The organism is Streptomyces sp. NPDC056987 (assembly GCF_042673865.1).
GTDB lineage: Bacteria > Actinomycetota > Actinomycetes > Streptomycetales > Streptomycetaceae > Streptomyces.
Genome location: NZ_JBHURV010000047.1, coordinates 1 through 13,685 on the forward strand (window position 1 = coordinate 1; position 13,685 = coordinate 13,685).

At 66.3% G+C, this 13,685-nt stretch carries 12 protein-coding genes and 4 pseudogenes; 8 read left to right on the forward strand and 8 right to left on the reverse strand.

The window, feature by feature from the left end; all coding sequences use genetic code 11:
- The coding region (locus ACFTZC_RS35990) for a transposase (RefSeq protein WP_382897301.1) at positions 1-261 on the reverse strand (261 nt) is incomplete at its 3' end.
- Positions 262-384: 123 nt separating this feature from the next.
- Between ACFTZC_RS35990 and ACFTZC_RS35995 the strand changes: the two are divergent.
- A pseudogene (locus ACFTZC_RS35995) lies at positions 385-609 on the forward strand (transposase family protein); the annotation flags it as partial.
- A gap of 157 nt (positions 610-766) precedes the next feature.
- Positions 767-1,510, forward strand: coding sequence for an SDR family NAD(P)-dependent oxidoreductase (locus tag ACFTZC_RS36000; RefSeq protein ID WP_382897304.1), 744 nt, complete (start codon positions 767-769; stop codon positions 1,508-1,510).
- A gap of 8 nt (positions 1,511-1,518) precedes the next feature.
- Here the strand turns inward: ACFTZC_RS36000 and ACFTZC_RS36005 are convergent, their stop codons facing one another.
- A complete protein-coding gene (locus ACFTZC_RS36005; protein WP_382897307.1) occupies positions 1,519-2,457 on the reverse strand; it encodes an AraC family transcriptional regulator in 939 nt (312 codons plus the stop codon).
- 568 nt (positions 2,458-3,025) lie between these two features.
- On the opposite strand from ACFTZC_RS36005, the gene ACFTZC_RS36010 reads away from it, so the two are divergent.
- The 3 genes from ACFTZC_RS36010 (at position 3,026) to ACFTZC_RS36020 (ending at position 5,958) form a co-directional block, all read left to right on the forward strand.
- Entirely contained in the window at positions 3,026-4,186 is a 1,161-nt protein-coding gene (locus ACFTZC_RS36010) for an IS701 family transposase (protein WP_382897310.1), read from the forward strand.
- Positions 4,187-4,387: 201 nt separating this feature from the next.
- Positions 4,388-5,205 (forward strand): IS5 family transposase gene (locus ACFTZC_RS36015; RefSeq protein WP_382897312.1). Its coding sequence is split into 2 segments (ribosomal slippage): positions 4,388-4,736 and positions 4,736-5,205, totalling 819 coding nucleotides; the frame shifts between segments, so codons are not numbered across the junction.
- 231 nt (positions 5,206-5,436) lie between these two features.
- The gene (locus ACFTZC_RS36020) at positions 5,437-5,958 is read left to right on the forward strand and encodes a hypothetical protein (RefSeq protein WP_382897439.1); all 522 of its coding nucleotides are present in this window, start codon (positions 5,437-5,439) and stop codon (positions 5,956-5,958) included.
- 94 nt (positions 5,959-6,052) lie between these two features.
- On the opposite strand, the gene ACFTZC_RS36025 is transcribed toward ACFTZC_RS36020, so the two are convergent.
- A complete protein-coding gene (locus tag ACFTZC_RS36025) occupies positions 6,053-6,553 on the reverse strand; it encodes a transposase domain-containing protein (protein WP_382897315.1) in 501 nt (166 codons plus the stop codon).
- 172 nt (positions 6,554-6,725) lie between these two features.
- On the opposite strand from ACFTZC_RS36025, the gene ACFTZC_RS36030 reads away from it, so the two are divergent.
- The gene (locus ACFTZC_RS36030; RefSeq protein ID WP_382897442.1) at positions 6,726-7,481 is read left to right on the forward strand and encodes an SDR family NAD(P)-dependent oxidoreductase; all 756 of its coding nucleotides are present in this window, start codon (positions 6,726-6,728) and stop codon (positions 7,479-7,481) included.
- A gap of 303 nt (positions 7,482-7,784) precedes the next feature.
- Here the strand turns inward: ACFTZC_RS36030 and ACFTZC_RS36035 are convergent.
- Positions 7,785-7,997 (reverse strand): annotated as a pseudogene (locus ACFTZC_RS36035) (transposase family protein); the annotation flags it as partial.
- 93 nt (positions 7,998-8,090) lie between these two features.
- Here ACFTZC_RS36035 and ACFTZC_RS36040 point away from each other — a divergent pair.
- On the forward strand, positions 8,091-8,270 hold the full coding sequence (locus ACFTZC_RS36040; RefSeq protein WP_382897444.1) for an integrase core domain-containing protein: 180 nt from the start codon (positions 8,091-8,093) through the stop codon (positions 8,268-8,270).
- 213 nt (positions 8,271-8,483) lie between these two features.
- Here the strand turns inward: ACFTZC_RS36040 and ACFTZC_RS36045 are convergent, their stop codons facing one another.
- From ACFTZC_RS36045 to ACFTZC_RS36060, 4 genes and pseudogenes are all read right to left on the reverse strand, one after another.
- On the reverse strand, positions 8,484-8,996 hold the full coding sequence (locus ACFTZC_RS36045) for an acyl-CoA thioesterase (protein ID WP_382897319.1): 513 nt from the start codon (positions 8,994-8,996) through the stop codon (positions 8,484-8,486).
- 105 nt (positions 8,997-9,101) lie between these two features.
- A pseudogene (locus ACFTZC_RS36050) lies at positions 9,102-10,393 on the reverse strand (ISAs1 family transposase); the annotation flags it as partial.
- Positions 10,394-10,682: 289 nt separating this feature from the next.
- Positions 10,683-11,012 (reverse strand): annotated as a pseudogene (locus ACFTZC_RS36055) (IS110 family transposase); the annotation flags it as partial.
- A gap of 445 nt (positions 11,013-11,457) precedes the next feature.
- Positions 11,458-12,759, reverse strand: a complete 1,302-nt coding sequence (locus ACFTZC_RS36060; RefSeq protein WP_382897446.1) for a cytochrome P450 — start codon at positions 12,757-12,759, stop codon at positions 11,458-11,460.
- A 376-nt stretch (positions 12,760-13,135) separates the two neighbouring features.
- Between ACFTZC_RS36060 and ACFTZC_RS36065 the strand changes: the two genes are divergently transcribed.
- Positions 13,136-13,402 (forward strand): hypothetical protein, encoded by a 267-nt coding sequence (locus ACFTZC_RS36065; RefSeq protein WP_382897321.1) that lies wholly within the window; start codon positions 13,136-13,138, stop codon positions 13,400-13,402.
- Positions 13,403-13,685: the final 283 nt, after the last annotated feature.

The following is a 13,685-nucleotide window of genomic DNA, read 5'->3' on the forward strand; positions in this document are numbered from 1 at the left end:
CCGCTCCAGCTGCCATTCCTTCTCGTTCTTCAGAAGCCGGGCGTTCTCCGCCCGCAGCCGGGCCAGTTCGCCCTCCATGTCCTGCGAGGCACTGTTGACGGCCGGGCTGCCGTCGGCGTCACGCACCCAGGTACGGAGCGTCTCGGGGTTCACGTTCAGATCGACCGCGACGTCCTTGAACGTCCGCCTGCCCGCCGAGGCCCGCCACAACGCGATCGCGTCGGACCGGAACTCCGGACTGTACTTCGAGGGCCGTGCCATGTGGATCTACACCTTCCTGGACCATCAAGATCCATTGTCAGGCGTGTCCACGCCGCGGGGATCACCTCACACCACCAGTCACACCCACCCGAGCGACCCCTACAAAAACTGCGAAAGTGGAGGGTGATCATCCCGTACCGCAAACCCCGCGACGGCAGCGAACTCACCGCCTGGAAACAGGACTGCAACGCCGGGCACCGCAACGTCCGCGCCCGCGTCGAACACTGCTTGGCCCGGCTCAAGACCTACAAAATCCTGCACGACTACCGCCGCGCCAGCCGCACCCTCAAGGTCACCGCAGCAGGGATCGCCCATCTGCACAACATCGCTCTGGCCGGATCGACATAGCTAAAGCAGACAGGGTGTGGTCACCACATAACCAGCCGCTGATTTCTATGCGCTGCGGCGCAAGCGTTGTGCGGCGCAGCGAAAGACCGCGCGCGTCCCGGCTGCGAGTGTTGACCGGGCACGGATAGGCGCAGATTTCGCAAGGAGTGATTGGCTCGTGATCGAGAAGATTCTGTCGGGCAGGGTGGCGCTGGTGACCGGGGGCAGCCGGGGGATCGGTGCGGCGACGGCCCGGCGGCTGGCTACGCTGGGCGCGGACGTGGTCATCACCTATGTCGCGCAGGCGGATAAGGCGAAGACGGTAGTCGAGGAACTGCGGTCGCAGGGCGTGCGCGCCGAGGACATCCAGGCCGACCAGGCCGACCGCGCCCAGGTGACGGCCATGGTGGACGCGGTCGCTGAGAAGTTCGGTCGGATCGACATCCTGGTCAACAGCGCCGGTGTCTTCTGGCCCGGGGAGATCACCGACACCACACGCGATCAGCAGCTCGCGATCAACCTGACCGGTGTCGCCGACACGACCTACCGGGCCGTGCGGCACATGCGCAAGGGCAGCCGGATCGTGAACCTGTCGTCCGGCCTTGCCAGCAAGACCTTCGCAGCCGGCATGTCCGACTACGCGGCGACCAAGGCCGCGGTCACGGCATACACCCGCGGGTGGGCCCAGGATTTCGCCGCGCGCGGGATCAACGTGAACGTGATCGAGTGCGGCATCATCGACACCGACATGGCCATGGCGAAGGATTCCGAGGGCGGCCAGTTCATGCTTCAGGCGGTCATCCCGATGCACCGGTACGCCGAGGCCGACGAGGTCGCCGGTGTGGTGGCGTTCCTGGCCGGGCCGGACGCCGCGTACATCACCGGCAGCACCCTTCGTGTCGACGGCGGCGCCCTCGCCTGAGGCCTGGCTCAGGACTCACCGCGGCCGTCGCCGCGGGTCTCGCGGGGCGTGACGCCGAACTGGCGGCGGTAGGCGGTGGCGAACGACGCGTGGCTGGCGAACCCGGACGCGTGCGCGACCTGCGCGATCGACCGGGTGGCCCAGGCTGAACTGGCCAACCGGGTCCGGGCCAGCCGCAGCCGCTCCGAGCGGATCAGGTCGCGAGAGGTGGTGCCAGCAGCCTGTAACACGTCTTGCAGATATCGCGCCGACCAACCCAGGACCCGGGCAATGCCGGTGATGGAGAGGTCGGGGTCGGCAGCGTGACGGCGGATGTACTGCCTCACCTGCGCCTCGACCTCTCTTCGCTGGGCGGCCGGCGCCGAGTCGCTGGCGCCTTCAGCGGCCAGGCAGAGCAGGTCGAGCAACTGGTCGCATGCGATGTCGAAGGTTGCCTCGGAAAAGTGTTCCCGCTCCTGTTGGAGGGTGAGCACCGTCTGCCGGATCAGCCGGCCGAGCCCCACGGTGCCGTCGAAGACTTGCGGATCCCGGGCCGCGGCGGGATGACGGCGGTAGATCGCCTCACCAGGGACGATCAGCGCGACCGACTGAAATTCCTCGCCGTGGGTGAAGGTAAACGGGCGGTCCACGTCGCACAGCGCGAGAGTGCCCGGCCGGATCTCGCCCGCGGCCGCGGCCTGCTCCACCTGGGCGCTCCCGGCGGTCGGCACCAGTAGCTCGAACGCTCCGCGCGGGTCTGTCCGGATGTGCCGCCGCTCCCGCACGAACTCCTCGCGGACGTTACCGCAGAGCGCGATGCCGTACGACCGTGAACGCTGCCACTCCAGCTGGCCCGCCCACGGGCCGGCATCCGTAAGGGTGACCCGGCTCTCGCCGTGCAAGTCGATGAACGCTTCCCGCCAGGCTCTGGGCGTCGGGATCAGACCACGCTCGTTCCAGTGATACATCCCTGTACAATATCCAACCCCGCCGATGCCGATCCCGTCGAGACGGGTGAGGAGCGCCGGGCCCAGGGCTGTTTCAAAGTCCTGATGTTGGTGCGAAGTCGCAGGTCACGGTGGTGTGACGTCTGCCGGCTGTCCCGTCCCGTACGCAACGAAGCTCCGGTTGGAGCGGGTGACCTCTCAAGTCGCCTGCACCGTCCAGAGCTTCGATGTCACCAGGAAAAATCACGCTGAGCACGCGCACGGGCACAAGAAGCAAGATTCAACCTAACGCAACCACCCACCTGGCCTGCACGGACAGTGATCCGTCGGTTGCCCGCGAGAGTCGGCCCGAGGGTCAAGTGGCGTAAGTCACAGAGGTGTTGACTAGGCGGCAAACCTCAACGAACAGATAAATCCACGCGTGATCGCACAGGCTCAAGGGCCTCCCGCCTGCCCAGACCGTGCGTACCACTGGCGGCGGCACCGCACGTGCGACCGTTCGGTCCCGCCACCAAACCCGGTGACCAGTCCGACTTAGTACTGCAACGACACTCCGTGACGTCGTCTGCGTGGACTCGTTGGTTGTTGTATGCGGAACGAGATAACTGACGCTTGGTCAGGAATGTTCGATGGCTTCGTGGCTCGGTTCGCGGGCCGCTTCGGGAGGGTGGAGTCCCGGCGGCGGATGGTGTCCTACCTGCGGGGACTGCTCAACGAGACGGAACGCAAGAACGGCTGGACCCTGGCGGAGGCCGCCGGGGACGACGGCCCTCAGGGGATGCAGCGCCTGCTGAACCACTACCAGTGGGACGCCGACGCCCTGCGTGACGACGTCCGCGACGCTGTTGTGGAGCACATCGGAGATCCTGCACGGGGAATTCTGATCCTCGACGAGACGGGTTTTCTGAAGAAGGGGGTCCGCTCGGCGGGTGTGGGCCGGCAATATTCGGGGACAGCCGGCCGTATCGAGAATTCCCAGATCGGGGTCTTCCTGACATACGGATCCGACCGGGGTCGGGCACTGATCGACCGCGAACTGTATCTCCCGAAGGGCTGGACGTCGGACCGTGACCGCTGTCGGGCAGCCGGTATCGAAGACCATGTCGAGTTCGCCACCAAACCGGATCTGGGCCTGCGCATCCTGCAACGCGCTGCGGCATCCGGTATCCCGTTCGGCTGGGTGACCGCCGATGAACTCTACGGTCAGACAAGCCGGATCCGATTATGGCTGGAAGAACACGACATCTCTCATGTTCTCGCGGTCCCGAAATCGCAAATGGTCATGACCATGGAATTCTTTGGCCAGGCACGCGCCCACAAACTGATCAGCCAGCTTCCCGACGACGCATGGAAGCCTCTGAGCTGTGGCGACGGTGCCCACGGTCCGAGGGTCTACGACTGGGCCGCTGCCGCGATCCGGCCCTGGAGGCGCCCAGGGTGGGACCACTGGCTACTGGCTCGCCGCAGCCCCACCGATTCCACGGACATCGCCTACTACATCTGCTTCTGCCCGGCGGGGACTTCCCTTGGAGAACTGGCGAGGATCGCCGGCGCGCGATGGATGGTCGAGGAGTGCTTCCAGACCGCGAAGAACGAAACAGGACTCGATCACTACCAGGTCCGCGACTACACCGCGTGGTACCGGCACATGACCCTCTCCATGGCCGCCCTCGCCTTCCTCGCCATCCTGCGAGCAGAGGCAAAAAAGGGGATCCGGAAACCGGAAGTGATCCATCCCTTATACCCGTGACCATGAATGAGGCCCGACGGCTCTTCAACCGCATCGCCCTCCCGGTCCGTCACGGTACCCAGCACATAATCACCTGGTCCCTATGGCGAAGAAGAAGCCAAGCCCGAGCCCGCATCAGCCATTACAAACGCAGACGACGTCACGGAGTGTCGTTGCAGTATTAGACCGTGTCCTATGTGGTGATCGCTCGTTGAGTTGTACATGGGGCGGGATACGTGGAGTTGGATTGTTCCGGACGGACTGTGGGAGATCGCGAAGCCGTTGATCCCGCCGTCGAAGGTGCGTGCACAGGGTGGCGGGACGCGGGACATGCCTGATGAGACGCTGTTCGCGGCGATCGTCTACGTGCTGGTGAGCGGCTGTGCCTGGCGGGCTCTGCCGCCGTGCTTCGGGATCTCGAAGTCCACCGCTCACCGCCGCTTCGTGATCTGGTCCAGGGCCGGCCTCTGGGGTCGGTTGCACGAGGCCGTCGTCGACCGCATCCACGAATGCGGCCTGCTCGACCTCTCCCGCGTGGTCCTCGACTCCGCGCACGTCCGGGCGAAAAAAGGGGCGAACTCACAGGTCCGAGCCCCGTGGACCGGGGTAAGCCCGGTTCCAGGATGCACATCCTGTCGGACGCGGCCGGACTGCCCCTGGTCGTCGGCCTCTCCGCCGCCAACACCCACGACAGTCAAGGACTGAAGCCCATGGTGGCCGGTCTCCACACGAGACACGACCCCGAGAACGGCTGGCATTATCAGCCCGGCAAGCTGCACGCAGACAAGGCATACGACATCCCTGACCTGCGAAAATGGCTTCGCCGTAAACGCATCGGCGTGCGCATCGCCCGCAAAGGCATCGAATCCAGCGAACGATTAGGGCGTCGTCGTCGGGTGATCGAGCGGACCATGTCGTGGCTGACCAGCTACCGCAGACTCAGCCACCGGTACGAACGCCAATCCCGCAACTACCTGGCCTTCCTCGGCCTCGCCGCCGCCCTCTGCTGCTACAAACGACTCATCCGCCTCACCACATAGGACACGGTTTAAGTGTTGATGATTTCGGCGACTGGCCCATGAGTATCGGGGCTCTTCAGATGCCCGGGAATCCGCCCCTTCCTGGCGAGTTGGTGGATAGCCTTGAATTGACGGAGGTGAACCGTTATTCTGCAAGGACTTTTCAGGATTCTGCTCCATTTACTACCTCTCGCCTACCTGCATCACGTTTCCCTCCGTTTTCGCCTAACTTGATATGAATGGGCTGTCGTGGTGAGTTCATCGGGGGCCCGCATCTTGTACGTACTACGGGAGTATGCAGAGCTCGGTTCAACCCGTTGGAATCCCGCTTCACACCCTCGTTCTGCGCCGCGCCGAACAGCCGGCGCACTTCCGTGCGCTCGACCGCAGCGACCAGGCGCTCCCCGCGAGATCGCGAAGAAACACCTCGAGGGCCGACGGGCCGTCCTCCGCGAGATCACGGAAGTCATCGAGGAGGGGGTCACCGCCGGCCGTTTCCGCCCCGTCGACGCAGGCATCACCGCCCTGTCGATCATCAGCATGTGCAACTGGGTCGCCTGGTGGTTCCATCCCTCTCCGGCGCACCCCGCCGAACCGGTGGCCGAGCAGTTCGCGGAGAACGCGGTGGCGATGGTGGCCCGGGACGCCCGGTGTATCCCGGATACACCGAACCCGCTCGGGATCGTCTCGCTGCTCCGACAGGACCTCGACCACCTGGCCCGCCTCCTCACCGCAGAGGATGAGCGAAGGGTCCTTCCTCCCGGCAAGGCGTAGTACCTGCGACGACCACCTCCGCGTCGAGCGGCTGATCGAGGTCCTGGGACCCCATAGTCGACGGCCGAACCACTCCGCGAAGGTGCTTGTCTCACTACGGATCCACGGGCCGTTCGCCGTCTGCAGCGCTGCCCGCCCACCCGAGGGGCGGCCGCCGCGGCCGTCGTCGGCGAACGGTTCCCGCGCACCCGGGGATTACGGACCGACGCGCAGGCGATGACCACCGACCGAGGTGGGCGACGGGCCCGGCGAGGATCTCGAACAGTCGCCGCAGCGGTGCCGCTCCTATCCGCCGTCGGGCCCGGGACAGCGAAGAGACCGCGAGACGCACCAGCGGCAGTCCCTCCAGCCCCGCCGTCAGCTTGCCCCACACGCCCCAGCAGGAGCAGTCCTCGAACAGGGCCAGCGCGAGGACGAAGTAGACCACCACCCGGGACGGCAGCAGCCGCAGCCGCTTCTCACGCGACCCGGTCTCCTCGAGCACCGTGTCCACCAGCACGAAGTCCACGATCTGGGTCAGCTCGCCCAAGTGGCCGGGCGCGTACAGACCCCCGGCGGCCTCGACCGTGCGCGTGATGACAGACTTCTCCTGCAACAAAACTCCCGGTGATCACCTTGCCTCGACAACAAAGTCGATCTATCAGGACGTCCCGTTGCGTCATTCACCAGGGCTTGACCTGCGACTCAAGACCCAAACGCAACGGTGTTGGGGTTGGATAGAGTTCAAGCACCTCAGGATCTACCAAGTACGAAGAATCGAGCGCGAGATGACTTCGCAAGATGTGACCGGTCGTGTTGCATTAGTCACTGGGGCGACCAGTGGTATCGGACGGGCTGTGGCACGCCGTTTGGCGCGAGACGGTCTCGTAGTTGTGGTCTCCGGCCGTGATCAGCCCAGGGCTGAGAAGGTCGTCGCGGACATCGAAGCCGAGGGCGGTACGGCGTATGTTGCTGCTGCTGATCTGCACGACGAGGCCTCGGTCGGCGCTCTGGCGCGGCGGGCGATCGAGATTGGCGGAGGCCATGTCGATGTCCTTGTGCACAGTGCTGGTACAGGAATCCTCGGTCCGACTGCGGAGACGGCAGAAAGTCAGCTGGACTACATTTTCGGGATCAACGTCAAAGTTCCGTATCTGCTGACCGGTCAACTCGCCCCGGCTATGGCCGCCCGTGGTGATGGAGCGATCGTTAGCGTCTCTAGTATCGCCAGTGGCCGCGGGATCGACGGCTTGGCTGCCTACGCCGCCACCAAGGCCGCTATCGACCAGCTGACACGCAGTTGGGCCGCCGAATACGGCCCGCACGGCGTGCGCGTCAATGCGGTTGCACCCGGCACCACCGAGACTCCCATGATCGCTCCCGCCCGCGGTTTCTTCGAGAGCCTTGCCGAACGTGCCCCCGCTCGTCGGCCCGCCAGCCCGGACGAAGTCGCCTCTGCAGTCGCCTACCTCGTGTCCCCTCATGCGGTCCACGTACACGGCGCCATCTTGCCTGTCGACGGAGGCTTCACGGCGGTCACCTGACCGGAACACCAGAGACACGAAGTGGCCTTCCACACCACCGAGCTGGAACCGGTAGGACCACGAGCTTCCGAGGTCACTCAGGCTTCGCTCCAAGCCGATCTTGCCCACGCCCAGGAGCAGGCCGCCGGTGCCCTGGGCGTCGACGAACCCGGTGTGCCACCGGTCTCGCACCAGATGCCACTTCTCTGTGAGGAGGTCTTGCTCCCAGCGCGGTCGTCCTCGCCGTGTCTCGTCGATGCCCAGCACTTCCACTTCGGGCAGCGGCGCCTCGATGACGTCGCGGGCCTGCGTGCGGAAGGCATCCATCACGGTCGGCCAGGACAGGTGCAGATCCCGGGCGGCCTGGATGACGGTGGATCCGGCGTCGCGTATCCGGCGCCCGGCGGCACTGCGCAGCAGCATGGTGATCCGCGCGCCGGCCGGTATCTGCGGTATCTGCTCGGTGAACGACGGGACCTGTCCCCGAGTGGTGGACACCTCTGAGCCCGGCCCCGCCAGGGGCCGGGTAGGAGGCATCTCTTATGGTGATGAAGGTCTACTCTCCCGAGTTCAAGGCGGACGCCGTCGCGCTGTACCTGTCGGACTCGGGCCACACCTTCAGTCGAGTACATCCACCGGCACACCTTCGCTACCCGCGCCGAGGCGAGGCTGAAGACCGCCACGTGGATCACGGACTTCTACAACACGAGGCGGCGCCACAGCGCGGCCGGCGGGAAACCGCCCGTCGAGTTCGAACGGATCATCCAGGAAGCGCGAGCCCGGACCGATCAGGAAGGCCCGGCCGCATAACCAACGTCTCTACGCAACCAGGGGATTGACTGGCCCCGCTCGACCAACATGGCCTCTACGGCCACCGTGTCTTGACACGTCATCACAAACGTTCATGATCGCGGTGGCCGTACCCGTGCACGCACACACCCCGGCAAGCCGCTGAACAGCGAAGGCGACGGAACTACAACTGCCGTGACTGACCAGCAGCGATAGCGAGCTTTGACTGAAGCGCTACACGCCAGGGGCGGCTCTCTTCGGTGAAGCGGACGGTGTCATCCTGGCCTCCAGCGCCACTAGAAGATCGTCCGACATGAGTGGTCGGCTGTACTCCAGCAGACCTGGGGTCAGTGGAGCCGGGCGCAGTGTGCGTGCATCGAGGTTCACCATTCCTCGCGTCCCACTGGCATGGACGACCGTGCGGTCAGAAGACAGAATAACGAACTTGTGCGTGAAACTTGTATCCCCTGCGTGGTCGAGCCAGAACTGCACATGTATCTCTCCGAATTTCGTGATGGGGATGTCATAGGTCAGTTGCATGGATCGGACAACCTGAACCATCCCCTCGCGAATTCCTGAAGCAGGATCTGAGGGGTACCCCATCCGAGTCAAGTAGCTCATGAAAGCACGCTCGAAAAGCAGAGGGTACTTGCCGTGGTGAACCATGCCGTACACATCAAGGTCTTCGAACTGCACGGTGATCTTTTCGAATGCACCCGCAGTAGCCTGACTGCTGTCCGTAGTCATCGTGTAACCATTTCTGACGCATCATTCGGCTAATTTGAAACTCATCATACGCGGCTGGGCCTCTTCCAGGGCCCCAACATTTACCCGGCTCGTCCGGTTTGGTCGTGTGATGCCGTAGAGAGTGAGGACGCGGGGGCGGTCGGTATGGGCTCGGTGTCCGGCGGCGGTGTTGACGTATCCGGCGAGCTTGAGTGCGCTGCGGATCAGGTCACTGACTGCAGCGAGTACAGCGGGCGCGTTGCGGGTTCTGACCGGGGACTTGTCCTCTTCGAAGACAACATCTCGGACCCAGTGAACGGTGTTTTCCACCGCCCAGTGCCCGCGAGCCCGTGATGCAATCTCGGCTGCGTTCGCCTCTTCGGCAGTCAGGCCGGTGATGGCGTAGACGGTCTCGCTAGACCGCTTCTTCGCGCCGTAGAGACAGCGGCGGCGCTGGATCCGCAGGACCTGGGCCGCGTACGGAAAGAGCAGGCCCGCGACGGTGGCGACCTGGACCATCCGTTGCTCGTGGCGGCCGTGCCCTCGAGCGTTGTCGCGGTGGATCACGGGGATGTCCTTCCAGGGCAGGGCATGGAGTTGACGTGCCTGGCCCCGCTGATTGTTCTTGCTGGTCAGCCGGTAGTGGGCGCCACGTTCGTGCAGACAGGTGGCGTGGTCGCGTTGGGCGTGGAGGGCGTCGGCGGTGACGACGGTCCCTGCGAGATCCGTGTCGTCGATCTGGTCGAGCAGGGGTGCGAGCTCGGGGATCTTGTTGGTCTTCACGCCGATCTCGCGCGAGGCGAGCGTGACGCCGTCGCCGTGGCGGACCGCGGACAGCACGAAAACCCGGCTGCCGTCCGGTCGCTTCGCGCCGCGCAGGCACTTGCCGTCCACCGCGATCGCCCGGCGCCTGGACCGCACTGGCTCGGCACGGGTGGCCGCCCGGTGGGCCCGGCGCTGTTCGCGCTCGATTCCACCGTCGGGCATCACCGGATCCGGCCGACAGGGCTGCGCGGACAGCAAGGTCCGGAGGCAGTCGTAGCCGGCCGCGCTGATCTCACCGGGATCCAGACGCCCCAGGACACTGCGCAGGGTCTTCTCGCTCGGGACTCGGCAGCGGCCCAGCAACGGGTGGTAGGGCAGGCCGAAGGCGGCCAGCTCCTGCGGCGTCGCACGCCGGCACCACTCCGCTGCCGCGGTGATCGAGTCGTGGCCCGCCGCAGTCATCGCGCAGACCATCAGGGCCAGCAGTGAGGAGATCCGGTAACGCCCCCAGCAAGCCCCTCGCGGGTCGGTGACCGACTCGGACTCGGCGACCAGGCAACGGACTTGAACCCGCGCGACAGCCTCACCGAGGGCCTCCCGGCAGGGTGCGTGAGGCGCGGAGCAGCTACAGGAGATGATGGAGGGACGAACATGGCACCTTCGTGAATCTTGAAGCATAGGGAACTCCACGATCCCCAGGTGCCGTGTTCACCTGCTTCCGGGGCCCGCTGCTGCGATCAACCACTCCAAGGCGGGGCGAGCCGGGCACACGCCGGGGCCCTGGCAGACTCACCCTCACGGCCTTCGTCGTGATCACGTGCACCTTGGTCGGAGCACATGATCAGACGAAGGCCGCCCCCACGTCCGGCAAACCCTCAGGTGAGCGAATCAGTACGAGACACCGTTCGAGGCCGGAAGAAAATGAACTTCCCAATGACGATGTCAAGCCACCGCCGTGACGGTTGGTAGTGCCTGGTAGCACGCTTGGTCGCGAATCACGGCCCACAGGACGTTGGCCCGCCGGCGGGCCAAAGCCAGCAGGGCCTGTTTGTGTCCCTTCTCCTCGTTCCGCTTGCGCCCGTAGTAAGCCTGGGAGGCGGAGCAGGTTCTCAGGCTGGCCATTGCGGAGAGGTTGAAGGCACGGAGTAGGCCGCGGTGGTAGCGACGCGGGCGACGCATGTTGCCGCTGACGCGGCCGGAGTCCCGCGGCACGGGTGAGAGGCCGGCGAAGGACGCGAGTCGGTCGGCCGTGCCGAAAGCCTCCATGTCTCCAGGCTCCGGATCACCCTTGCGTGTCGGTGCTCGTTGAAAAGGAGGCGTTCGCCGCGCTCGTCAACCACCACGCAGTGGCGGTGTTCCTTGCCGATGTCCACTCCGGCCCGGACCTGGGGCACGGTCACCTCCGCCAGCTCGTCGTCACACATCGATCCCGCAGACGACCTCGCCGACGTTGTCCTACACAGCGGTCGAGTCGCGTATCCCGATGAGCGGTCGAGTCGTCGCGGGGCTCCGGGCGGCCAAGTTCTTTGAGCCGTCCAACGGCGACAAGCTCACAGCCATACCCAGAACCCCCGGGTCCGCCGATCTTACGAATGACCAGCTCGGACCCACGCTCAGAAGGTAGGACAAGCTGAGATCGACAAGCGGCTGGGGAGGGCCCGCATGTCCGACCCCGCCACGTGGCACTCCGACCACCGCCTCACCGGCTGTGAGCCCTCTACGGGCGCCCCGTGAGCGTGATCGGCAGCTTCACCGGACTGTTGCCGATGAAGCTGGCGTGCGGCACGAGCCGGTCGTCCGGGACCGCCAGATCGAGGTCCGGGAAGCGGGTGAAGAGCCCCTCCAGGGCGATCACCGCCTCCATGCGGGCCAGCGGGGCGCCCAGGCAGAAGTGTGCCCCATGGCCGAACGACAGATGGCGCGCCCGGCGGGTGACGTCGAAGCGGTCGGCGCCCTGGCCGTACGCCCGCTCGTCGCGCCCGGCCGAGGTGTACGAGACGAGCACCGGCGCACCCTTCGGGATGACGGTGCCGCCCACGGTGAGGTCGGTGGTGGGGTAGCGGAACGGGAAAAAGCTCACCGGGCTGTCGTACCGCAGCGTCTCCTCGACCGCATCGGCCCAGGTCGCGGCCCCGGAGCGGACCAGGTCGAGCTGATCGCGGTGGTTGCACAGCGCCCGTACGGTGTTGGTGATCAGGTTGAGCGTGGTCTCGTGACCGGCGATGATCGTCAGCATCAGGGTGCCGATCAGCTCCTCCTCGCTGAGCCGGTCGCCGGTCTCCTCCCCGTCTTTCCCGCTGTCCCCGTCGCCGACGTCCCGTGCGGCGATGAGGGCGCTGGTCAGATCGTCCCCGGGGTCCTTCAGCCGGGCCGCGGCCACCTGGCCGAGTACCGCCATCATCTCGCGGTTGGCGGCCGGGGCCCGCTCGGGGGTGATCTGCGTGGAGACGATCTCGTTGGACAGCTCGTGCAGCCGGTCCTGGTATTCGGCGTCGACGCCCAGGAGCTGGCAGATCACGCTCAGTGGCAGCGGCAGCGCGAAGTGGCGGCGCAGATCGGCCACCCCGTCCGGGTCCGCGGCGGCCGCCGCGGCCAGCCGGTCCAGCAGCGTCCCGGTCAGCTTGTGGACCACCGGGCGCATCGCCTCCACCCGGCGCGGGGTGAACGCCCGGGTCACCAGGGACCGCAGCCGCTTGTGGTCATCGCCGTCGGCGGTGACCAGGCCCCGTATGGTGGCGAGGGTCCCCATCGGCCAGTCGGGCGGGAGTTCACCGTTCTGCAGGGCGGCGAAGTGGCAGGCATTCTTGGCCACGTCGGGATGGCCGACGAAGTCCTTCAGCTCCTCGTGGCGGGTGATGGCGTACGCCGGTACGTCACCGGGCAGCAGGATCGGGACCGCGGCCCCGCGGGCCCGCAGTTCCTCATTGACCGCGTGCTGGCAGGCCCCGGCCGGGTCCAGGCGGTGCGGGGCGTCAGGCGAGGGGGCGTCGTGCAGTACCGGGCATTGTCCGTCGGTCATCAGCTGTCTCCTTCGGGTCAATCGGGGGTCGGGGCGGGGCGTTGGCGGCCAGCTGCGGCGCGGAGACCGGTAGCCGGGCCAGCCCCTTGGACCAGGGCGAGTGATCCACGGAAGCTGCTCCTCCGGTACCACGATCTCCAGATCGCGCAGCCGATGGCGCAGCGTGTCTACGGCGGTACGGGTGATCAGCCGGGCCGGATCCCCCGCCGGGCAGGTGTGCGGGCCCGCTCCCAACGCGAGGTGCGCACGGTTGCCGACCACCGGCCGGCCGTCCTCGGGCAGCACCTGCGGATCGGCGTTCACCCCGGCCAGCCCGAGGATCAGCATATCCCCGGCGCGGATGTCCCGGCCGCCGAACCGCAGATCGGGTGGGTCCGTGGCCGGCCTCGAAGAGCCGGATCCTTTCTCGCATCGCTTCGATCTGCTCACGTTTGACAGCCTTCTCACACGCCAGACGATCGTGAGCGGCCTGCAGCCGGGCTTCGGCACAGGCCGCCGGGTCCACTCCCACCGGACGGGTGCCTACCGTGTTGTCCCCGCGCCGTGTGCGCTCGAGGAATTCTTCGTGTTTGGCTGCGATCGCTCCGGCGTCGAGTCCGCGCGCTGCCTCCGCGGCGAGCACCTCTTCCAAGGCCCTGCGTAGTCGGCGCTCGCGGTCCTGTCGGTCTCGGAGTTGCTGTGGTGTCTCGGCGTCTTTCGCTCGGGCTGTGAAGGTGGCGTCCTCGGGCTCGTCAGCAGCGGCGGCCCCGGCGGTGATCGCGGCGGCCTGTTCCTGCAGCCATTCGCGGCGGCAGGACGCATAGCGGGATGCGTTGGCCGCGATCTTGGTGCCGTCGATGGCTATCGTGCCCAGCCGTCCCGGCCCGGCCTTCGCGCACACCAGCAGCACCTGCGTGAACAGGTCCCTCACCGAGTCCTGGTGCAAC